At 66.0% G+C, this 21,156-nt stretch carries 20 protein-coding genes and 1 pseudogene; 6 read left to right on the top strand and 15 right to left on the bottom strand.

Features of this window, described 5'->3' with window-relative positions; genetic code table 11:
* Positions 1 to 96: 96 nt before the first annotated feature.
* Positions 97 to 1,623 carry an acetyl-CoA carboxylase carboxyltransferase subunit alpha/beta gene (locus NXY83_RS02030; RefSeq protein WP_258804459.1) on the bottom strand — a complete coding sequence of 509 codons (1,527 nt, stop codon included), beginning with the start codon at positions 1,621 to 1,623 and terminating at the stop codon, positions 97 to 99.
* Between the two features lies 1 nt (position 1,624).
* The gene (locus tag NXY83_RS02025) at positions 1,625 to 2,833 is read right to left on the bottom strand and encodes a CaiB/BaiF CoA transferase family protein (protein ID WP_258804458.1); all 1,209 of its coding nucleotides are present in this window, start codon (positions 2,831 to 2,833) and stop codon (positions 1,625 to 1,627) included.
* 161 nt (positions 2,834 to 2,994) lie between these two features.
* Here NXY83_RS02025 and NXY83_RS02020 point away from each other — a divergent pair, with 161 nt between their 5' ends.
* Positions 2,995 to 3,702 carry a FadR/GntR family transcriptional regulator gene (locus NXY83_RS02020; protein WP_258804457.1) on the top strand — a complete coding sequence of 236 codons (708 nt, stop codon included), beginning with the start codon at positions 2,995 to 2,997 and terminating at the stop codon, positions 3,700 to 3,702.
* Between the two features lie 105 nt (positions 3,703 to 3,807).
* On the opposite strand, the gene NXY83_RS02015 is transcribed toward NXY83_RS02020, so the two are convergent.
* Positions 3,808 to 4,335 (bottom strand): DUF4190 domain-containing protein, encoded by a 528-nt coding sequence (locus NXY83_RS02015; protein ID WP_258804456.1) that lies wholly within the window; start codon positions 4,333 to 4,335, stop codon positions 3,808 to 3,810.
* Positions 4,336 to 4,393: 58 nt separating this feature from the next.
* A complete protein-coding gene (locus NXY83_RS02010; protein WP_258804455.1) occupies positions 4,394 to 4,990 on the bottom strand; it encodes a LysE/ArgO family amino acid transporter in 597 nt (198 codons plus the stop codon).
* A gap of 70 nt (positions 4,991 to 5,060) precedes the next feature.
* On the opposite strand from NXY83_RS02010, the gene NXY83_RS02005 reads away from it, so the two are divergent.
* Positions 5,061 to 6,020, top strand: a complete 960-nt coding sequence (locus NXY83_RS02005; RefSeq protein ID WP_258804454.1) for a LysR family transcriptional regulator ArgP — start codon at positions 5,061 to 5,063, stop codon at positions 6,018 to 6,020.
* On the opposite strand, the gene NXY83_RS02000 is transcribed toward NXY83_RS02005, so the two are convergent.
* Positions 5,980 to 6,882 (bottom strand): nuclease-related domain-containing protein, encoded by a 903-nt coding sequence (locus NXY83_RS02000; RefSeq protein WP_258804453.1) that lies wholly within the window; start codon positions 6,880 to 6,882, stop codon positions 5,980 to 5,982. The genes NXY83_RS02005 and NXY83_RS02000 overlap by 41 nt on opposite strands.
* 248 nt (positions 6,883 to 7,130) lie before the next feature.
* Here NXY83_RS02000 and pgm point away from each other — a divergent pair, with 248 nt between their 5' ends.
* Entirely contained in the window at positions 7,131 to 8,783 is a 1,653-nt protein-coding gene (pgm, locus tag NXY83_RS01995) for a phosphoglucomutase (alpha-D-glucose-1,6-bisphosphate-dependent) (RefSeq protein ID WP_258804452.1), read from the top strand.
* On the opposite strand, the gene NXY83_RS01990 is transcribed toward pgm, so the two are convergent.
* Both NXY83_RS01990 and NXY83_RS01985 read right to left on the bottom strand, forming a co-directional pair.
* A complete protein-coding gene (locus NXY83_RS01990) occupies positions 8,780 to 9,295 on the bottom strand; it encodes a 2'-5' RNA ligase family protein (protein ID WP_258804451.1) in 516 nt (171 codons plus the stop codon). The two genes, pgm and NXY83_RS01990, sit on opposite strands and share 4 nt — an antisense overlap.
* A gap of 134 nt (positions 9,296 to 9,429) precedes the next feature.
* Positions 9,430 to 10,035 carry a malonic semialdehyde reductase gene (locus NXY83_RS01985; protein WP_258804450.1) on the bottom strand — a complete coding sequence of 202 codons (606 nt, stop codon included), beginning with the start codon at positions 10,033 to 10,035 and terminating at the stop codon, positions 9,430 to 9,432.
* Positions 10,036 to 10,222: 187 nt separating this feature from the next.
* Here NXY83_RS01985 and NXY83_RS01980 point away from each other — a divergent pair, with 187 nt between their 5' ends.
* The gene (locus NXY83_RS01980) at positions 10,223 to 11,575 is read left to right on the top strand and encodes a uracil-xanthine permease family protein (protein WP_258804449.1); all 1,353 of its coding nucleotides are present in this window, start codon (positions 10,223 to 10,225) and stop codon (positions 11,573 to 11,575) included.
* A gap of 36 nt (positions 11,576 to 11,611) precedes the next feature.
* Here NXY83_RS01980 and NXY83_RS01975 read toward each other — a convergent pair.
* The 6 genes and pseudogenes from NXY83_RS01975 to hxlB form a co-directional block, all read right to left on the bottom strand.
* Positions 11,612 to 12,525: pseudogene (locus NXY83_RS01975) on the bottom strand (SGNH/GDSL hydrolase family protein).
* Positions 12,522 to 13,484 (bottom strand): GAF domain-containing protein, encoded by a 963-nt coding sequence (locus tag NXY83_RS01970; protein WP_258804448.1) that lies wholly within the window; start codon positions 13,482 to 13,484, stop codon positions 12,522 to 12,524. Before NXY83_RS01970 ends, NXY83_RS01975 begins: the two are co-directional and overlap by 4 nt.
* A 118-nt stretch (positions 13,485 to 13,602) precedes the next feature.
* Entirely contained in the window at positions 13,603 to 14,592 is a 990-nt protein-coding gene (locus NXY83_RS01965; protein WP_258804447.1) for a glucose-6-phosphate dehydrogenase assembly protein OpcA, read from the bottom strand.
* Positions 14,589 to 16,145, bottom strand: a complete 1,557-nt coding sequence (gene zwf / locus NXY83_RS01960) for a glucose-6-phosphate dehydrogenase (protein WP_258804446.1) — start codon at positions 16,143 to 16,145, stop codon at positions 14,589 to 14,591. Before zwf ends, NXY83_RS01965 begins: the two co-directional genes overlap by 4 nt.
* A gap of 118 nt (positions 16,146 to 16,263) precedes the next feature.
* A complete protein-coding gene (hxlA, locus tag NXY83_RS01955) occupies positions 16,264 to 16,887 on the bottom strand; it encodes a 3-hexulose-6-phosphate synthase (RefSeq protein ID WP_258804445.1) in 624 nt (207 codons plus the stop codon).
* Positions 16,888 to 16,935: 48 nt separating this feature from the next.
* On the bottom strand, positions 16,936 to 17,535 hold the full coding sequence (gene hxlB / locus NXY83_RS01950) for a 6-phospho-3-hexuloisomerase (protein WP_258804444.1): 600 nt from the start codon (positions 17,533 to 17,535) through the stop codon (positions 16,936 to 16,938).
* 129 nt (positions 17,536 to 17,664) lie between these two features.
* Here hxlB and NXY83_RS01945 point away from each other — a divergent pair, with 129 nt between their 5' ends.
* On the top strand, positions 17,665 to 18,975 hold the full coding sequence (locus tag NXY83_RS01945) for a helix-turn-helix transcriptional regulator (RefSeq protein ID WP_258804443.1): 1,311 nt from the start codon (positions 17,665 to 17,667) through the stop codon (positions 18,973 to 18,975).
* Positions 18,976 to 19,014: 39 nt separating this feature from the next.
* Here NXY83_RS01945 and NXY83_RS01940 read toward each other — a convergent pair whose 3' ends face one another.
* Both NXY83_RS01940 and NXY83_RS01935 read right to left on the bottom strand, forming a co-directional pair.
* Positions 19,015 to 19,287 (bottom strand): hypothetical protein, encoded by a 273-nt coding sequence (locus NXY83_RS01940; RefSeq protein WP_258804442.1) that lies wholly within the window; start codon positions 19,285 to 19,287, stop codon positions 19,015 to 19,017.
* Between the two features lie 151 nt (positions 19,288 to 19,438).
* Positions 19,439 to 20,119, bottom strand: a complete 681-nt coding sequence (locus tag NXY83_RS01935) for a GntR family transcriptional regulator (RefSeq protein ID WP_258804441.1) — start codon at positions 20,117 to 20,119, stop codon at positions 19,439 to 19,441.
* A gap of 124 nt (positions 20,120 to 20,243) precedes the next feature.
* Here NXY83_RS01935 and purU point away from each other — a divergent pair, with 124 nt between their 5' ends.
* A complete protein-coding gene (gene purU / locus NXY83_RS01930; protein ID WP_258804440.1) occupies positions 20,244 to 21,149 on the top strand; it encodes a formyltetrahydrofolate deformylase in 906 nt (301 codons plus the stop codon).
* Positions 21,150 to 21,156 lie beyond the last annotated feature (7 nt).

Here is a 21,156-nt window from a genome sequence, read left to right as displayed (position 1 = left end):
GCAGAAGCAGCAGCCGCGCCGGGGCAAGCCATCAGCACCACCAACAGGGGACCGGCGCGGGTAGCAACCGACCGGGCAGGCAGCTGGCGGAAAAGGTCAGATACCGCCGAGGTTGCGGTATTTTCCTGCCCGCGATGCCACCAGTTCGGCCACGGGCACCCCGGTAACTGACCCCAGTTCGTACTCGATGGCGCTGGCCATCCTTACGCAGAATTGGCGCGGCTCCAGCGAAGCGTCATTCCGTTCATCCACGATGTGGTCCACCAGTCCGTTGGCGTAGAGCGATGCCACGTTTACCCCCTGCGCCTGGGCCATGGCCGGGGCAAAGGCGGTGGTGCGGTGTACGATGGCGCTCGCACCCTCGGGAGGCAACGGGGAAAGCCAGCTGTGCTGGGCGGCGATGGTCCGGTCGGCGGGCAACAGCGCAAGCGCCCCTCCCCCGGCCCCCTGGCCCAGCAGTACCGAGACCGACGGCGATTCCAACCCGATCAGCTCGTGCAGGGAGCGCGCGATTTCGCCTGCCAGGCCGCCCTCTTCCGCTTCCTGGGAGAGGGCTGCACCTGCGGTGTCAATGACCGTGAGCAGCGGCAGCCGCAATTCCTCCGCGAGTTTCATGCCGCGCCGCGCCTCCCGCAGCGACCCCGGGCCCATCCCGGCCGCATCCTTCCGCAGCGGGCGGGCATGTCCCAGGACAATGCAGGACTGGCTCCCGAAGCGGGCCAGCGCCAGCAGCAGCCCGGGGTCCTTCTCCCCCTGCCCGGTCCCGTTCAGCGGCAGGGCGTCGGTGGCGCCGTATCTAAGAAGCTGGCGCAGGTCCGGCCGCCGCGGCCGGCGTGAAATCTCGATCGACGTCCAGGCATCCACGGCAGCGGGCCGGACAGACAGCGTGGGCGGTGCGGCAGGCACAACGTCCGGCCCGGGCGACACATCCACGGGGGGCACCAGGATATCCAGCGCCCTGCCCACCAGGCCGGCAAGATCTGCCGGCTCCACCACCCCGTCGATCAGCCCTTTGTGGAACAGGTTCTCCGCCACCTGTACGTTGCCGGGGAATGCTTCCCCGTGCAGGGCTTCGTAGACCCGGGGTCCCAGAAAACCCAGCAACGCGCCGGGTTCCGCCACGTTGATGTGCCCCAGGGATCCCCACGAGGCCATCACACCGCCGGTGGTGGGATGGCGCAGATAGACCAGGTAGGGAAGGCCGGCCTGCCGGTGCGCCCTCACCGCGCCGGTGATCTTCACCATGGACAGGAATGCGGGAGTGCCCTCCTGCATGCGCGTGCCGCCGGATGCCGGACCGGCCAGCAGCGGCAGCCCTTCGGCAGTGGCCCGTTCCACGGCGGCCACGATCCGCTCCGCCGCGGCGTGGCCGATGGATCCCGCCAGGAAAGAAAATTCGCTGACGATCACTGCCACCCGGCGGCCGCGGATGAGGCCGGCGCCGGTGATGACGGATTCGTCCGTTCCACTCCGTTCCCGCGCCCTGGCCAGGTCCCGGGCGTACTCTTCGGACAGCGCCGGTTCCTGCGCCGGGGTGTCCCAGGAGGTGAAGGACCCCTCGTCCACCACGCTGCCCAGCAGTTCAGCGGCGCTGAGGTGCCGCAGCTTTTCGGTGGTCGGCATGCTATTTCGCCCCCGCGGCAGCGGTCAGGCCCAGCCATTCCCGAATGGACTCCCCATCGGCGTCCAGAAGCGGCGGGGCCACATGCTCTGTAACGGTGGTTTCTGCGGCGCCGCCCGGGGCAAAGAACCGCAGCGGGGGGCCGGGCAGGCTGACTTTGCCGAGCAGCGGGTGGTCCACCTCCACCACCAGGCCCTGTGACGCCACCTGTTCCCAGGCGTACACCTCATCCAGCGAGCGGACCTTCCCGGCCGGGATCCCGGCGTCGTTCAGCTTTTGCAGCAGTTCCGCGGCGCCATAACCGGCAAAGACGCGTTCGACGGCGGCAATCACCCCGGCGCGGTTCCGCACCCTTTCCGCGTTGCTGGCAAAGCCGGGTGCGGCGGGATCCAGGGCGAACGCGGCCGCGAAGGAGGACCACAGCTTTTCGCTGCCGACGCTGATCTGGACGCTGCCGTCCTTGCATGCGAACAGCCCGTAGGGGGCGATGGAAGGGTGGTGGTTGCCCTGCGCCTGTGGAACTTCCCCCGCCACCGTGGTGCGGGTGCCCTGGAAGGCGTGGACCCCGATCAGCGATGCCAGCAGCGAGGTGCGCACCACCTGGCCGTGGCCGGTCCGGTCACGTTCCACCAGCGCCGCCAGTACACCGAACGCCCCGTTCATGCCGGCCAGCAGGTCGGCAATGGGGACGCCCACCCGCTGGGGATCGTCCGGCCCGGAGCCGGTGAGGGACATCAGGCCCGCCTCGCCCTGGAGGATCTGGTCGTAGCCGCTGCGCTGCGACTCGGGCCCGTCGTGGCCGAAGCCGGTGATGGACAGGATCACCAGCCGGGGGTTGAGTTCGTGCATGGCGGCCATCGGGAAGCCCAGCCGGTCCATGACGCCGGGGCGGAAGTTCTCGATCACCACGTCGGCCCGCTCCAGCAGCCCCCGCAACACGGCCTGGCCCTCCCCGCTCTTCAGGTCCAGGCTGATGGACTCCTTGTTGCGGTTGCAGGACATGAAGTACGTGGACTGAAGGTCGTTTTCCGGGCCGACAAACGGTGGACCCCAGCCGCGGGTATCGTCCCCGGCACCGGGATTCTCCACCTTGATGACACGGGCGCCCAGGTCCGCCAGCATCATGCCGGCATGCGGGCCGGCCAGGGCCCGGCTCAGGTCAACGACCGTGTGTCCGGCCAGCGGACCTTGGGGATGGTGAGCTCTGCTCATATGCTGGTTCCTTTTCTGAGTTGGTAGGCGGCCGGGACGAAGGTTTACGGAAGCATCTTCCCCGGCAGTGGACCACTGGCCTAGCCTCCTAGAGTGTGAGTCTGTATGTCAATAGCAGCTCCCTGTATTCTTGGAAGATCGACAACAAAGTGAGGGCTTTTGTGGAGAAGACATCACGGCTGGGACTGGAGCGAGTCGCACGGCCGCGGCTTTACGAGCAGCTGGTTGAGCAGATCCTGGCCTACATCGAGTCCGCCCGGCTGGGGCCGGGTGACCTCCTGCCCGCTGAACGGGACCTTGCGGAGCGCCTCGGCGTCTCCCGGGCCACCCTGGCCCAGGCCCTGGTTGCCCTTGAGGTCCTGGGCGTCATCGATGTGCAGCACGGTACGGGTGCCGTTCTTGCGCGCCGCCCCAGTGTCGCTTCCGTGATCAAGGGGCTGCGCGAGCACCGAAGCCGGCTGCCGGAAATTGTGGAAGCACGCAGCACCCTGGAGGTAAAGCTTGCAGCGCTCGCCGCTGCCAGGCGTACGGACGAAGACCTCAAGGCAATAGACGAGGCCCTGGACGTCATGTCACGCGAGATTAATGACGGCGACCGCGGCACCCGCGGTGATGAGCTGTTCCATCAGGCCGTCACGGCGGCGGCACACTCGTCAGTGCTGGCGCAGCTTATGGCGTTCATTGCCGAGATGATCCTTGAGACAAGGATGGAGTCACTGGGCCAGCCGGGCAGGCCAGAGCAGTCCTTGGCCTCCCACCGCAAGATTGCGGATGCCATCAGGTCCCAGGATGCCGAAGGGGCAGCTGAGGCCATGCTGGCCCACATCGAGCTCGTTTCGGATGTGGAGCTGCTCCGCCAGGGGCCCTAAGGAAAGACGACGGCGGCCCGCGCGGCGACCATTCGGCGGGCCGCCGTCTTGGGTCGCCAGGGTTGTGATTGCCGGTGTTGTGTTGCCGGCGCTTCGAAATCCGGGTCAGTACCCGTAGGTTGCCGTGGAGCCGGCGTACGCCAGCCCGATTATGAGCAGCAGCCAGAACGCCCCGTAACCGAGCAGGCACAGGTAGCCGAGGACCAGGCCGGTAATGGACATACCCTTTCCGGAGGGCTCCCGCTTGAGGGCCATGTGGCCCGTCACGATCGCAGCGATCTGCGGAAGAAGCAGCCAGCCCATGATCACGGAGGCGATGCCGCAGACCATGCTGGCGATGCTCAGCGTCTTGGGCTCGGCGGGCATGCCGTAGTAGGCCGGCTGCCCGTAAGGGGCTGCAGGCTGGGAGTAGGGGCTGCCGCCATATCGGCTTCCGCTGTACTGTCCCCCGCCGTATTGGTTGCCCTGGTCATAGGCACCGCGGCCGGCGGGAGGCTGCTGGGAAGCTTCTGAGCCGTATGGCGGGACGAAGCGGGGTGGTTCATAGCCCGACGGCGGTGTGCCGGGCCGCTGGTCCCCGCCCGGGGAATTGGCCCCCGGGTACTCCGGGCGCTGGGAAGGCTGGTCAGTCAAGGTTTCCCCCTAGGATTTTGCTTCCCAGCCTACCGGTGAACGGCGGGTCCCGAACCGGTCAGTGCATAACCAATCTGGTGGCGAGGACGAGCATCAGCACGCCGATGGCAACGTCCACCCAGCGCCAGGTGCCCGGACTGCTGAGGACTCCCGCCAAGGTGCGTGCCCCATAACCCAGCGCCGAAAACCAGAGCACGCTGCCGGTCACGGCTCCGCTTGCGAAGATCCAGCGCGCGCCGGCGCCCTGCTGATTCGCGAGGCTGCCCAACAGCACCACAGTGTCCAGGTAGACGTGGGGGTTCAGGAAGGTCAGCGCGACTGCACTGGCGATCACGGAGTTCTTCGATTTCGGGGGCTGTTCTGCCAGCGAGGAAGGCTTAGATGCGGAGATAAAGGATCGCACCGCCCACCACAGCAGGTAAGCAGCCCCGCCCCAGCGCAGCACCTCCAAGGCCTCGGGAAACTGGGTGACCAGGGCCCCGATGCCGGCGGTGCCGCCAAGGATCAGCGCAGCATCACCGGCCATGCACACGGCCACCACGGCACCGACGTGTTCCCGCCGGATTCCCTGGCGCAGCACGAAGGCGTTCTGCGCCCCGATCGCCACGATCAGTGCCAGGCCGGTCAGCAGGCCGGTGGCCCATACGGTCATCATGCTTCTGACGGTAATCCCGCCCCAGAATGAAGACAAATAACGGATTGTTCGCCTCCATTAGAGTTGCTTCATGAACCTTGACCACCTGAAAGCACTTACCGCGGTGATCGACGAGGGAACTTTCGAGGCTGCAGCAGACGCTTTGCGGATCACCCCCTCCGCCGTAAGCCAGCGCATCAAGGCACTGGAAGCTTCCGTGGGTCAGGTCCTGGTGCGCCGCCGGCTGCCGTGCAGCGCTACCGAGGCCGGTATGCTTCTGCTGCGCATGGCGCGGCAGGTGCAGGTCCTTGAAGCCGAGACCTCGAGCGCGTTAGGAAGCGGCCGGTCATCCCGGACGCACCTTCCGGTGGCCGTCAACGCGGATTCGCTGGCCACCTGGTTCGTCCCTGTCCTCGGCGAGGCCGCCGGCTGGGACGACACCACAATAGACCTCCATGTGGAGGACCAGGGCTACAGCAGCCAGCTCCTTCGTGAAGGTGAAGTGATGGGAGCCGTAACCTCGGATCCCGTGCCGGTGAGCGGCTGCCGGGTGGAGCTGCTGGGGCACATGCGGTACATCCCGCTGGCTGCCGCCGGACTTCATCAGCGGTTCAGTACGTCCGAGGGCCCGGACTGGGCCGCCATGCCTGTGCTGAAGTTCAACGCCAAGGATGATTTGCAGCGCCGGCTCCTTGCCTCCAAAGGCATCGAAAAGCCTCCTCCCACGCACACGGTCCCCTCCTCGGAAGGCTTCATCGCAGCCGTCAGGGCCGGACTTGGATGGGGAATGATCCCCGAACTGCAGCTCACCGGGGAGATCGCCAAAGGGTCCCTTGTCCGGCTGGAGGACACACACGAGGACGTTGCCCTCTACTGGCAGGCCTGGACACTGGACTCCGAGCGGCTCAACCGCATCACTGCGACTGTCCGCCAGGCCAGCAGGGCGCACCTCCGCCCGGCACCCTCCGGGTCGGGCCGGAAGCAGCCTCCATCGAAAGCCCTCCGCGGGGCTAGCGTCCCCAATAGGGCAGGATATAAACGGCGAGAATGACGAAAGCGGCGAGCAGCGCCAGGCGTCCCGCGCTGGTGCCCGCATGCTGGTGGGCCTTGACCTTCCGGTCCTTCCGTGCCCCTGCTCCTGCTCCGCTTCCGCTGGTCCGCGGCTGGGCTGAGCTTCCACTGCGGCCTGCGACGTTTCCCCTGGGCGCAGGATCCTGGCCGCCGCCGGGACGTGAACTTCCCGGCTCTTTCGGCGCCCCCGGCGGCAGCCCTCCTGCCGGCCGCACCACGGTCCCCGGGCGGACATGCCGGAACGCAGTGATGCCGGCCTCCTGCTCATGCGTCAGCTCCTGGCCCAGGTGCGCGTACAAGCCCACCACGGCCTGCTGATCCAAAACGGGCGGCAGCGACTCGATGGCCCCCACCAGGCGCCGGGCACCGGCGACCGCGACATCGGAGCTGGTGATGCCGAAGAGGTCCGGCTGCGCGACCATGCAGATGAGGGGACGGACCAGCCGCCGGTGTGGCGGGGAAACCACGGAGGCAACCGCGGCGCATTGGGCCAGCGCGCCTTCCACCGCCTGGGTCCGTGCGTAACGGCCCTGCCACAGCACCCCGGACGCAACCCGCACCTCGCCGGTCCAGTTCTTGGTATCCACCACCACCACGCCGCCGGGACCCACCAGGACGTGGTCCAGGTTGGCTTTCGGACGCCCGGGCCAGTGCACGTCGTGCAGCACATACCAGCCGCGGGGAACCAGCTCGCTCAGCTTGTCAGCAACCACCCGCTCGCTTACTGCCCCCGCATCCCACGCCTTCGTGGCATGCTCGGCCTGGTCGAGCCGGCGCTTGAGCCTGGCAACCCTTTCAGCAGCCAGCCTGGACTGCTCGGCTGCCCCGTCTGCTGCCCCCATGGCGTCCCTGCTTCCCTGCCGGAGGGACGATGGCGGCGGGCCGCCGTCGTCCTTTGCTTGCGGATGGTCTTCCGGATTTTTCGAAAGTAACAGGGCACTAAGGCGCCGGTATATAAGTACTTTGTGGAGCCTGTACTCAGGTTGGCTACTTGGTTGACGACCCGCGGTTCATGACGCGGCTCCGTCACAGGTGACCCGATTCCGGGCGGGTCGTTTTGACTCCAGCGAGGTTCTGGCATGCTGGTGCCATGGCTAGCCGCGCGGGTACAGTTGCCCAACCCCAGGACCTTGTTGACATCACTGCGCTCCTTGACGCGTATTACGACCTCACCCCGGACATGGGTGAACCAGGCCAACGGGTGGTGTTCGGGACCTCGGGGCACCGCGGCTCCAGCCTCAAGGCATCCTTCAACGAGAAACACATCGTTGCCATCACGCAGGCCATCGTTGAATACCGCTCGGCGCAGGGCGTCAGCGGACCGCTGTTCCTGGCCAAGGACACGCACGCACTGAGCGAGCCGGCACAGAATTCCGCACTGGAGGTGCTTGCGGCCAACGGCGTCCAGGTCCTCATCGACGCCCGCCACGGCTACACCCCCACCCCGGCCCTGAGCCACGCGATCCTCACCTACAACCGCAATGCCGGACCCGCCGCCCCGCAGGCAGACGGCATCGTGGTCACCCCCAGCCACAACCCGCCGGCCGACGGCGGCTTCAAGTACAACCCCCCGCACGGCGGCCCCGCCGATTCGGACGCCACAGGCTGGATCGCCAACCGCGCCAACGAGCTGCTTGAGAATGACCTGCGCGGAGTGAAGCGCATTCCGTTGGCAGACGCGCTGGCCGCGGACACCACCGGCAAATTCGACTTCCTCAGCAGCTATGTGGACGATCTCCCCTCGGTCCTGAACCTGGATGCCATCCGCGACGCCGGTGTCCGGATCGGCGCGGACCCCATGGGCGGCGCGGCGGTGGACTACTGGGGCGAGATCGGCGAACGCCACCACCTGAACCTCACCGTGGTAAACCCCACGGTGGATCCGCAGTGGGCATTCATGACCCTGGACTGGGACGAAAAGATCCGGATGGACTGCTCATCGCCGGCCGCCATGGCGTCCCTGATCAAGCGCATGTCTGACGGCGGTTCAGCGTTTGATGTCGCCACCGGCAACGATGCGGACGCCGACCGGCACGGCATCGTCACCCCCGATGGCGGGCTGATGAATCCGAACCACTACCTTGCGGTTGCCATTGACTACCTGTACCGGAACCGCAGCGGCTGGAACCCGGACTCCGTGGTGGGCAAGACCCTGGTGTCCTCCTCCATCATCGACCGCGTGGCCGATAGCCTGGGCCGCAAGCTGGTGGAAGTGCCGGTCGGCTTCAAGTGGTTCGTGCCCGGCCTGCTCTCCGGCGAGGGCGCCTTCGGCGGCGAAGAATCGGCCGGCGCCTCCTTCAACAAAAAGGACGGCAGCGTCTGGACCACGGACAAGGACGGCATCCTGCTCGCCCTGCTGGCCTCGGAGATTAAAGCTGTGACGGGCCAGTCGCCGTCGCAGCTGTACAAGGGCCTGACGGACCAGTTCGGTGCTCCGGTCTATGCCAGGATCGACGCCGCTGCCACCCGTGAGCAGAAGGCGGCACTCGGCAAGCTCTCGCCGTCGGACGTCACTGCCACTGAACTCGCCGGCGAGGCGATTGTTGCCAAGCTGACCGAGGCACCGGGCAACGGCGCGTCCATCGGCGGGCTCAAGGTGGTCACGGAAAACGCCTGGTTCGCCGCCCGCCCGTCCGGTACCGAGGACGTCTACAAGATCTACGCTGAGTCCTTCAGGGGCGAGGAGCACCTCAGGCAGGTGCAGGCCGAGGCCAAGGCACTGGTGGACGGGGTTATCGCCTAGCCGGTTTCCGGCTGCCGGCTCCAGAGCCGGAGGATGCGCCGGATGGTGTGGTCACCGTCCGGCGCCATATCCACCAGCGCGATCCGGTCAAGCACGACGTCGTCCCCCGGGTGGAGGCGCCTGGCATCCGGTCCTGCCGTGCCATGGTGGGAGACGTGAGGGCGGTAGCCGCTCAGGGTGTGGCGCGGCGTCAGGATCCTGCCGTCCATGTCTGTCACCACACCGACGAGGTCCTCGTGCAGGCGCTGGAGGACCGGGTGCGGTTCCACCAGGCTGACAGGTACGGTTCCGTTCCGGCCAAAGGCCGCATCCTCCCCCACCACCAGCCCGGCGCCCAAGGCAGCTCTGGCCGGGGCGTCGGCGAGGGAACCAATCCGCTCGGCGACGCCGGCACTTTGCCCCGTGGCGACGTCGAACCTCACCAGGGTGATGTGCAGCGGCCAGTCCGACCGCGGAAACACCTGATGCGCAGCCACCGGCTCGACGAACACCACGAAGATGAGGTTCCGCATCTGCCCAGTGTCCCACTGCACCCCCCTGCGCCCTCAAACCCTCTCTCACTTCCCGCGCCTTAAGCACAGACGCTCTTTCGCCGGGTGAGAGAGCGTCTGCAGGAATGGCGCGAAAGGTGAGAGAGCGTCCGGGGTTAGACGGTGCGGACGACGTCCTGGTAGGAGAACTTGGGCTTGGCTTCGCCCCAGGCATCCTCGGCGGGCTGGCCGATGTTGACCACCAGGAAGCTCTTCTGGTCACCGTTGGGGAAGAAGGCCTCGTCGATGGCCCCGAAGTCGGCGCCGGTCATGGGCCCGGCGGCGAAACCGAGCGAGCGTACGGCCAGGATGAAGTAGCCGGCCTGCAGGTGGGCGTTGTTGTTGCCCGTGGCAGCGGCGAGTTCGGGGTTGGCGTCATACATGGCCTTGGGGGCGTTGTAGCCGGGGAGGAAGTTGTCCCACTGGCCGGCCCAGTCGGTGTCGTAGCTGAGGATGGCCACCAGCGGGGCGGACGCGGTCTTGGCGCGGTTGCCCGGCATCAGCGCTTCCACCAGCTTGGCGCGGGCCTCGTCGGAGCGGACGTAGGTGACGCGCAGCGGCTGCGAGTTGAACGCGGTGGGACCGAACTTGGTGAGTTCGTAGATGGCCTGGGCCTGCTCCTCGGTCACTTCTCCCGTGAAGGAATTGGCGGTGCGGGCCTGGGCGAAAATGGCGTCGACGGCGGCCGGATCGATAACCGCTTCTTCGTGGGCAATGGTCATTGGCTTACCTTTCGCTTTGCCTCCCCGCCTGCCGGGGTGGCCTCTTCGCTTTCCATAGTTGCAACTTCAAGTTCTTCCGTCCTCTTCCCGCGACGGCACGTGACCTTCAGCACACCAAGGCAGGGCGGTATTCTGGTGCGAGTTGATCTACGCCCCCTCGCGGCATCCCTGAAAGGCATTCCTTCCCATGAGCATGCTCGGAATCAAATGGAAGCTGCACGGCACCGGCAAATCCATCAAACCAGGCCACGTGGTGGCGCCGGACGAGCGGCTGGCCTGGCCACTGACCATCGGCGTGGGAATGCAGCATGTGGTGGCCATGTTCGGCGCCACGTTCCTGGTGCCCATCATTACCGGCATGCCCCCGGCCACCACACTGTTCTTTTCAGGCATCGGCACGCTGCTGTTCCTGGTGATCACCAAGGGCCGGGTGCCCAGCTACCTCGGCTCCAGCTTCGCGTTCATCGCGCCCATCATGGCCTCGCAGCAGCAGTTCGGCGTCCCCGGCGCCCTCGGCGGAGTGGTGCTGGCCGGCGCCGCGCTGGCCCTCGTGGGCGCCATCGTGCAGAAGTTCGGCGCGGGCTGGATCAACCGGCTCATGCCGCCCATCGTCACCGGCGCCATCGTGGCGCTCATCGGCCTGAACCTCGCCCCCGCCGCCAAACAGAACTTTGATGCCGCGCCCGTTACCGCCGTCGTCACGCTGGCCACCATCATCCTGGTCAGCGTCCTGTTCCGCGGGATCCTTGGCCGGCTGAGCATCCTGGTGGGCGTTGTGGTCGGATACCTCGTGGCCATGCTGCGTGGGGAAGTCAGTTACGACAAGATGGACGCCGCCGCCTGGGTGGGCGCGCCGCAGTTCCAGACCCCGGAGTTCCACATCGGTGTCCTGGGCCTTTTCGTGCCCGTGGTGCTGGTGCTGGTGGCTGAGAACATCGGCCACGTGAAGTCTGTGGCCGCCATGACGGGCCAGAACCTCGACGGCGTCTCCGGGCGCGCGCTGATGGCCGACGGCGCCGCCACCGTCCTGGCCGGTTTCGGCGGAGGTTCAGGCACCACCACCTACGCGGAAAACATTGGGGTCATGGCTGCCACCAAGGTCTACTCGACGGCGGCCTACTGGGTGGCAGGTGTCTTCGCCATCCTGCTGAGCTTCTCACCGAAATTCGGCGAACTCATCGCCACCGTCCCGCCGGGCGTGCTGGGCGGTGCGGCCACCATGCTGTACGGCATGATCGGCATCCTGGGCGTCAAGATCTGGGTGCAGAACAAGGTGAACTTTTCCAATCCGGTGAACCTGACCACTGCGGCGGTGGCCCTGATCATCGGCATCGCGGACTACACCTGGACCATCGGCGAACTGACCTTCACCGGCATCGCACTGGGTTCAGCCGCGGCGTTGGTGATCTACCACGGGATGAAGGCCATCGCCAACGCCCGGGGCACCGTGGCCGAGCCGGAGGCAGAGCAGGCAGGACTCCCGTCGGCAGCCAAGGCAGCCCTCAACTCTGCAGCCAAGCGGGCGCCCAAAAAGCGCTAGGCGCAGACGACGGGCCCCGGCCAGGCACCAACCCACTCAGGCCACCTCGTCCGATTCCGTCCCCGGCGTCCGGCCCTTCACGGCGCTCCTACCCGCCGGGTGACCGGAAGGAAACGGTCCCGGGCGGCCAAGGCCAAAGATGGGCCCCGGCTGAGGACGCTTTGCTGCCAGGGCGTCACCAGGGGGCCGCGGGCGCAGACGCCGGAGCACCCAGGGGAACAGGTATTGCCGGGCCCAGATGAAGTCATCAGTCCTCGCCTGGGTCCAGCCCTGCGCCGGAACGGGCCGGGGCTGCAAGGGTTTCAAGGCGTGGGGCACTCCCAGCGCATCGAGGGTGGCAACCGCTACGGCCTGATGGCCTAGCGGCGACAGGTGGAGCCGGTCCCGGTCCCACATCCTGGCATCCTGGAGCTCCGGCAGGCACCAGAGGTCAACCATGATGGCTTGGTGCCGCAGGCCGATCGTATGGAGGTGCTCGTTGTAGATGGCGATTCTTCCGCGGATCTGGCTGAACACAGGGGTATTACCCCAGTCAGGGCCCGCGAAAAGAAGGACGGTGGCACCGGTATCGGCCGCTGCACCCACTGCGTCATCCATCTTTTCGGCGAGCTTGTCCGGATCGCTGCGCCGGAAAACCACGTCGTTTCCGCCGCCGGACATGGCGATCAGATCCGGTTTCAGGGCCAGCCCGGGAGCCAGCTGGCGGTCCAGGATCTGGCCCAGGAGCATGCCCCGCACGGCGAGGTTGGCGTACGCAAAATCCGGCTGCCGTCGCTCAGTTCCTCCGCCACCCGGTCAGCCCAGCCCCGGAGGCCGCCCAGGCTGCGCGGTTCGGGGTCGCCCACGCCTTCGGTATAGGAGTCGCCGATCGCCACGAAGCGGTGCCAGGGATGCCGCACGTCGCCGGTGCTCCCGGCGCCGGACTGGAGGTAGTGCTTTTCCGTTGTCATGCCGTCCTCCTGCCCGCACGGGGATGGCCTGCACGGGGACGGCTTGCACGGGACCGGTGCCCCTGCTCCGGAACCTGGTCCGCGGCCTCCTCCCGGATGGCATCGGTCTGCGTCGGATGGTCCAGCCCTGCCGGCGCCGGCACGCGCCAGTCCGCCACGCCGTCGGAGACTTCCTGCTGCGCCGCAGAAGCCTCCCCCGCGGGCCGCTCCATTCCCGGCCGTTCCATTCCAGGCCGGTCCATGCCGGCCGCTCCGGGCACGACAACGTTCAAGGCCGCGTCCCGCAGGTCCAGCTCGTGGTGCAGTGCCTGTGTCTGCAGGAACCGAAGGGCCCCCTCCCGGCTGAGGTTGTATTCGTTCATCAGGCTGCGCACCGCGAGGTCCACCAGCACGAGCGAGCTTTGCACGACGGCGATTCCCGCCGTCGCCTCCGCCCGCGCGGCAACCCGCACCACAACGCGCAGTGCACGGGCCACCTGCTGCACATAGCTCCGGCTCCGAACGAGGTCATCGCTGGTGAAGGTGTGTGGTTCGGCTGCGTAGAGGTTGATTGCGGCGCTTGCTCCGCCTTCAGAGACGATTGGCGCAGACAGCAGTGACTGGACGCCATGGCCCGCTGCCGCGCTGGAGTAGCCCGGCCAGCGCCGGTCCCGGCTGAGATCGGAGAGGATAACAAATTCGCCGGTGCGGAGCGCCTCCACGACGGGGCCGTCGGCGAAGGAACACTGTTCCCGGTCCGCCTCGCGGGCCTGCTCGGTGCTTGCGGCGAGGGTATGGGCCTTACCCAGTCGGAAGAGGGTGGCCGCCCAACTGATGCCGCGGCGCTCACCCTTGATGTCCGTCATGAAGTCACGGGTGACCTCCCAGAGGTAGGTCTCGACGTCCTTGCTGTCGAAAACCGGCTCCGGTGACATTGGAAGGGGTCCCCAGCCAACCTGCCCCGAGGGTTCAGCGGCCATACTCCACGCCTTGTTTGAAGCGCTGCGGCCTACTGCAAAACCTTCTTCTAAGAATACGTCCCCCAGCCACAATGGTGTGAACCCCGGGCCCTTTGGCAGGCGCCTTCGCCCGGAAAGCCTATGCCGTAGTGAGGCATGCCTCACGAACGCCCGGAATCTCCTCCCGACCGTTGGACGGCAACGCCTCCTGGCGTGCATGACCTCGAGCCGCCAAAGCAGCGATGACATCACCGAAAACGTGGTCGGGGTCGAGGCGGCGGAGTTCTTCGGCGAGGCAGTCGCGGAGGTTCGGGCGTGGGAGGGAGATGCGTTGAGCGGGTTGGCCGGGCTGGGTCAGTTCGGTGACCGTGTGTCCGGGGCGGAGGAGCTGGATGTCGCCGTCGGGAAGTGTGAGGCGGACGCGGCGAAGCCCTGTTCCGGCCGGGCCCGGGACGATCCTCACGGGCACGTCAAGAGCCAGGTTCAGCCAGGCAGCCATCAGCAGGGGGCTTGGGGAATCCGGGGCTCCTTCGACTTCGGCAGCAAGCACCGAACCCGAGCTGGCTTGGTCAAGGGCGGCGGCGAGCTGGATCCGCCAGTTGGTCAGGCGGGTCCAGGCGAGGTCGGTGTCGCCGGCTTTGTAGGTGGCGCGGATGTTTTCCAGGGCCGCCTGGGGGTCCGGTTCGTTGGCCGAATCGGTGATCCGGCGGTGCGCGATCCGTCCGATGGATGTTTCGCAGGCGTTTTCCGGGGCGCCGTGCGGCCACCAGGCCACGATCGGGGCGTCCGGGAGCAGCAGCGCCGCGACCAGGGACTCGGACTCGTGCGCCAGCTGGCCGTAGCCGCGCAGCACGATCACCTCCGAGGCGCCGGCGTCCCCGCCGACCCGGATCTGGGCGTCGAGCCGGTCCGCGTTGTCCTTGCCCGCGTCGGCCAGGACGATGATCCGGCAGGGGTGTTCCCGGCTGGCCTCGTTCGCGGCCTCGATCGCTTCTTCCTCAAGCCCGGATTTGGTGACCACCACCAGGGTCAGGACCCGGCCCAGGGCGATCACCCCGCCCTGGTCGCGCAGGGCCATGATCTTCTTGGAGACCTTGGAGGTGGTGGTGTCCGGCAAATCTACAATCATGGCCTTCTCCAGGTTCGTCCGTCACGGGCCAGCAGCTCATCAGCGGAGGCCGGGCCCCAGGATCCCGGGGCGTAGGGTTCGGGCTGTTCGTCCAGGGACGCCCAGTAGTCCTCGAACGGGTCAAGGATCTTCCAGGACAGCTCCACTTCCTCATGCCGCGGGAACAGCGGCGGCTCACCCAGCAGCACGTCCAGGATCAACCGCTCATACGCCTCCGGGGAGGACTCGGTGAACGAGTGCCCGTAGCCGAAGTCCATCGTCACGTCCCGGACTTCCATCTGCGTGCCCGGGACCTTGGACCCGAACCGGATCGTCACACCCTCATCGGGCTGGACCCGGATCACCACCGCGTTCTGCCCGAAGTCATCATCACTGTGATCCCGGAACAGCAGGTTCGGGGCACGTTTGAACACCACCGCGATCTCCGTCACCCGCCTGCCCAGCCGCTTGCCCGCGCGCAAGTAGAACGGGACCCCGGACCAGCGGCGGGTATGGATATCGACCCGGACCGCCGCGAACGTCTCGGTGGTCGAATCGGCCGGGATGCCCTCTTCCTCCAGGTAACCCTGGACCTGCTCCCCACCCTGCCAGCCGCCGGTGAACTGCCCCCGCGCCGAATGCGTGGACAAATCCTCCGGCAGCTTCACCGCCGCGAGGACCTTTTCCTTCTCCGCCCGCAAATCATCGGCGTTGAACGAAATAGGTTCCTCCATCGCGGTCAGCGCCAGCAGCTGCAGCAGGTGATTCTGGATCACATCCCGCGCCGCGCCCACACCGTCGTAATACCCTGCCCGGCCACCGGTACCGATATCCTCAGCCATCGTGATCTGGACATGGTCCACATAGTTCGCGTTCCACAACGGCTCAAACAACTGGTTCGCGAACCGCAAAGCCAGGATGTTCTGCACCGTCTCCTTGCCCAGGTAATGGTCAATCCGGAACACCGCATCGGCCGGGAACACCGATTCGACAATATCGTTCAACTGCCGGGCCGAGGCCAGGTCATGCCCGAACGGCTTCTCAATCACCACCCGGCGCCACTTCTCACCCTCGGCCTGCGCCAGGCCGTGCTTGGACAACTGCCGGCAGACCTGCTCAAACGCCTTCGGCGGAATCGAGAGGTAGAACGCGTGGTTCCCGCGGGTGCCACGGACATCATCGAGTTCCTTGATCGTCTCGCCAAGCCGCTCAAACGCCCCGTCGTCGTCGAACTCACCCCGGACAAAACGGATCCCCTCCGAGAGCTGGTTCCACACCGCCTCATCAAAAGCCGTCCGCGCATACGCCTGCACCGAAGCCTTCACCTCAGCAGCGAAATCCTCATCACTCCACCCCCGGCGCCCGAACCCCACCAACGCGAAACTCGGCGGCAACAACCCACGATTCGCCAGGTCATACACCGCCGGCATCAACTTCTTCCGCGCCAAATCACCGGTCACCCCAAAGAGCACCAACGACGACGGACCCGCAATCCGGTTCAAACGGCGGTCACGCGGATCCCGCAACGGATTACCGCCCCGCGGGGGCCGGGTCAATAACGTTGTTCCAGCCATTGACGTGTCCTTTTCTACGACGCTGTAGGAATGTGGTGCTTGAGCAAGTACATGGGCTTTTGACGGAACAGCGGCCCCACCCTTGCCGGGTGGGACCGCCGTTTGGCCGAGGCAGGGATTAGCTGATCGCGGCCTTGAGTTCCTTGGCGGCCACTGCAGGATCGGCAGCACCGTAGATGGCACCACCGGCTACGGCCACCTCTGCGCCTGCCTGCTGCACGGCGGCGATGGTGGAGATGTTGACCCCGCCGGCCACGGAGAAGGGAACCTGGGCCTCTTCGCCGGAGCGGAGCAGTCCGTTCAGGTCGAAGCCCGGCTGTGCCTGCTCATCCAGACCGGCGTGCATTTCGACGAACTTGGCACCGAGGGCGCGGGCTTCCTTGGCACGGGCAACCTTGTTGGGAACTCCGATGAGGTCCACGACGATGCCCTTGTTGTGTGCCTTTGCAGCCTTGACGGCTCCGGCGATGGTGGAGTCGTCGGCGCTTCCAAGCACAGAGACGAGGTCTGCTCCGGCTTTGAAGGCAATGTCGGCTTCCAGCTCGCCTGCATCCATGGTCTTCATGTCGGCGAAGACGATCTTGTCCGGGTGGGCTTCCTTGACTGCTGTGACAGCGCCCAGGCCGGCGGCCTTGATGAGGGGCGTACCCAGTTCGATGATGTCAACGTGTTCGGCGACTTTGCCTGCGAGCTCGAGGGCATCCTCGATCGTGAGCAAGTCCATGGCAACCTGAAGTTTCATTGTGTTTCTGCTTTCTTTAAGGGATTTCTGAAGGGAAAGGAGCGAGGTCTATTCGAGGTTGGCGTGCCGCAGCCACAGCTGTTCGGCCGGCACATCTGCCGTGTCCCACAGGGAGTGGAACAGCGCTTCCGTGGCCACGAACAGCACCTGCTCGAAAAGGCTTCCGGAGTACTGGCGGGAGACGCCGGATCCGTGGTCGGTCTTCTGCTGGGCCGGCAGCACCACGACGGCGTCAGCCAGGCCTGCCAGCGGAGAACCTGGGTTGGCAGTAAAGGCAACGATCCTCGCCTGGGCCTTTGAGGCCGTCTCGGCTGCCTTCACCACCCCGGAGGTGGTGCCCGAGCCTGATGCGACCAGGAGAAGGTCGCCTTCGCGGATGGCAGGCGTGGTGGTATCCCCTGCCACGTGCACCACCAGGCCAAGGTGCATCAGCCTCATTGCGGCCATCCTCAGCACCAGGCCGCTGCGTCCGGCGCCTGCGACGAACACCCGGCTGGCCCGGCCCAATTCCGCGGCAGCATCATCCAACTGCAGCGGGCTGATGTTGCCGGACGTGTCTGCGATCTCCGTCAGAACCAGGGAGATATTGCCGGCGATGGCTTCCCCGGTTGCTTCAACGGCGGGTGCCGTCAGAACGGTTGATTCCACGTTTCCTCCTTAGGATTGGCCTGCAATCAATACTCCTGTGCTTGCGGGGTAGGCGATACGCTAAATCGGGATGGTTCTGGCCACCCTTTTGGGTAGGTAGCCCCCGCGTCTGTCCAGTAGGATGACCGGATGAGTGAGAGTGCACCATCCATTGGGTCCGTTGCGGCAGTCCCCAAAGACGCGCTGCCATGGCCCCTGCTTCGCGCCATTTCCCGGATTGCGGATGCCCCGCTCTCCGCAATCGCCGAGCTGCTGCGGGAGGCCATACATCCTTACACCGGGGGCGACGCACTGGTGATCTTCACCGAAGAGTGCACAGGGCGTCCGCAAAAGAAAGCCGGCGACGCTGATGTCATTGACCGGGTGTCCATCGCCGAACTGCAGCAGCTCCGGGCCTCGCTGAGTAGTGCCGGGCCCTGGTCTGGAGAAGCCCAGATCGCAGGCCGCAGCCGGCACATCCATGCGCTGACTTACCAGCCCAGCAAGGCCCTTTTGGTCATCACCTACCCCGATGCGCCTGAAGCCGGAGTTCAGCAATCCCGCAACCTGGAGCTGGTGCCCTACCTGTGGGAGCTGGCCGCGCGCCGGATCCAGGAAAAGGTCAAGGACGCCCCGCCCTCCTACCTGCTGGAATCCCGTGCGGCATCGGCGGAACGGCTCAGGGTGACAAGCGAGCTCGTCGACCTGCATTCAACAACCCTGGAAACATTGCTCGCCGCCTTGAGGTCACCATCCCTCGATGACCCAGCGGCACGCGCAACCGTAACGGACGTCGCGGCCAAAGCACTCGTGGAGCTGCGAACGCACAACGACCGGACTGCAGAACTGATCGAGGAGCCGGTGGCCACGGCATTTCAACGGCTGCGGGAGGACTTGCGGCCCCTCACCAGGTTCAGCGGCATCGACGTCCAATTCATCGAACCCCCGCTGAACGGCAGGGCGCTGCCTGGGGAGGTAGCAATTGCGGCGAGGGCCGTGGTGCGCGGCCTGCTGCTGGCGATGATGGAACAGCCGGAGGTCCGCCGGGTCCGCACGCAATGGGACTGTGACGGCGAAAACCTGCTCATCAATGTCCGGGACGATGGCAAGGGCGGGCTCTCTGCCGATGCTCCCAACATCGGCAGGCTCGACCGCAGGGTCCAGGCCTTGGACGGGCGTATGGAAATCGACCTCATGCCGGGCTGGGGAGCCGACATTTCCGTTACCCTCCCCCTGGATCCACCGGCCGCGCCCGGCGATGTTTCAGCCTGGAACCTCGCCGCCCGGGAACTGGAAGTGCTTCAGCTTCTGGCGGCCGGCCAGCGCAATCGAAACATCGCATCCGCGCTCAACATCAGCGAGAACACCGTCAAGTTCCATGTCCGCAACCTGTTCAGGAAACTCCAGGTGGCTTCCCGGACCGAAGCCATCGCCCTGGCGCACAGCCATGGCCTGAGATGAAGTGGCGGCAGGGGGCACGCCAACGGGCGGGAATCTGCTTTAGACCCACACCTGGTAGCCAGTGGACTTGTCGAACAACCTGCGGGTGCTGATGCCTTCGCCCGCTATCCACAAAACGGAATCGTCCTCGGCCGCCTGGTCAACCACGCCGGTGGTGACATGCTCATCCAGCAGCCACACCTCGACGGTATGTCCGGTCAGCCGTGCCCAGTCGGCGCGGACTCCACGCCCGCCTTTCCTGCGGGCCGGGCGCTTTGCCGGCCTTGTGGTGCTTCCCACGGAGGCTGACTCCGTGCGTGCGCCTGGGTTCACGTTTTCCTCCATCACCTGGCACAGGGGTGCCGCAATCCTTGGCCCTAAACAAGCTGATATTTCATTGATATATCAATAGGGGATCCAAGTATGTTGCAGGTCACACCGGGTGTCAACGCGCTTCGGAAAAGAAACCGGAGCCGTGAGTGGCCTACGCGCTGAAGAGTGCCTCGCGGACCGCGTGTTCGAAGCCGCTCACATGAACCCGCGCGAGCTCAGCGGCTTTGTCCTCGTCACCATCAATGACCGCGCGGAGCAAGTCCAGGTGTTCGTGGACGTGGCGGGACAGGTCCGGAAGGCGGTCAATGACCATGCACCAGATCCTGGTGGCCAGGTTGTCGTAGCGGATCAGGATGTCCTCGAGGTGGGGGTTGGCGGCCGCAGCGTAGATCCCCTGGTGCACGCGGGCGTCCAGCCTCAGGGTTTCGGTTACGGAGGCGGCGGCGGCATCAAACACCTCGACGTCACTGAGGATGGCCCGCAACTGTTCCCGGACACCCTGGGTAGCTATCCGCGCTGCCCGGGCGGCCGCCAGGGGCTCAAGCTGGGCGCGGATTTCCGAAATGAATGAAAGATCCGTGACGTCCACCCGGGTGGCGAAGGTACCGCGGCGGGGATAGGTAACCACCAGGCGGTCCAGTTCGAGCCGCTTAAGGGCTTCGCGGACGGGGGTACGGCCGACACCGAGCGATTTGGCAAGGACGTCATCGTTGAGGAGTTCACCGGGCTTGATTTCCAGCATGAGGAGCCGGTCCCGGATGCTTTCGTAGGCAACATCCGCCAGGGACTTCCGACTGACATCATCCGCGACTGCCAAAGTTTCAAATGCCACGCTAGGACCCCTTCCCCGGGCCGGAAATGAACTATTGACCTCACTCTGCGACCAGTATACGCTGATCATCAACCTAATATATCAGTTCCCAACATTTGAATATATCTAAAAAGGAGGAGGGGACATGACCCTTATCGAAACAGAGTCATCAACTGCCGCACTGGCGGCACCGGTGCAGGAGCAGGCGCAGAAGTTCGTGCTCACACTGTCGTGCGGCGAACGCGCCGGAATCGTGCAGGCCGTGACCACCTTCCTGTTCGAGCGGGGCTTCAACATCGACGAGCACCAGCAGTTCGACGACGGCCTCCGGGAGACCCTGCACCTGCGCACGGCGTTCTCCGGTTCCCCGGCCTATACCCCGGACATGCTTGAAGAACAGTTCCGTCCCATCGCCGACCGCTTCGACATGAAGTTCAGCTTCCACGACCAGACCCAACAGCGCGTCCTGGTGATGGTGTCCAAGTTCGGCCACTGCCTGAACGACCTCATCTTCCGCTGGCGGGGCGGCAGCCTGGGCGGCGACCTGGTCGCGGTGGTTTCCAACCATGAGACCCACCGGGCCATGGCCGAAGCCGCGGGCCTGCCGTTCATCTACATCCCGGTGACTCCGGACACCAAGGCCGACGCCGAGCGCCGGCTGCTGGAGCTCGTGGAGGAGTACAACGTCGACCTGGTGGTCCTGGCCCGGTACATGCAGGTGCTTTCCAACGACCTTTGCCGGGCCCTGGAGGGGCGCGCCATCAACATCCACCACTCCTTCCTCCCCGGCTTCAAGGGTGCACGCCCCTACCACCAGGCCTACGACCGCGGCGTCAAGCTGGTTGGCGCGACGGCCCACTACGTCACCGCAGACCTTGATGAGGGACCCATCATCGAGCAGGAAGTCATCAGGGTGGACCACACCTACGGCCCGACAACACTGTCCACGATTGGACAGGACGCCGAAGCACTCGCCCTGTCCCGTGCCGTGCGGTGGCACTGCCAGCACAGGGTCCTGCTGGACCAGACCAGCACCGTGGTGTTCCGTTAGCCGGACC

Origin of the sequence: Pseudarthrobacter sp. NS4 (assembly GCF_024758005.1) — a bacterium.
Lineage (GTDB): Bacteria > Actinomycetota > Actinomycetes > Actinomycetales > Micrococcaceae > Arthrobacter.
Note: the sequence above shows the minus strand (reverse complement) of the source record. Positions and strands in the feature narration are given on the sequence as shown.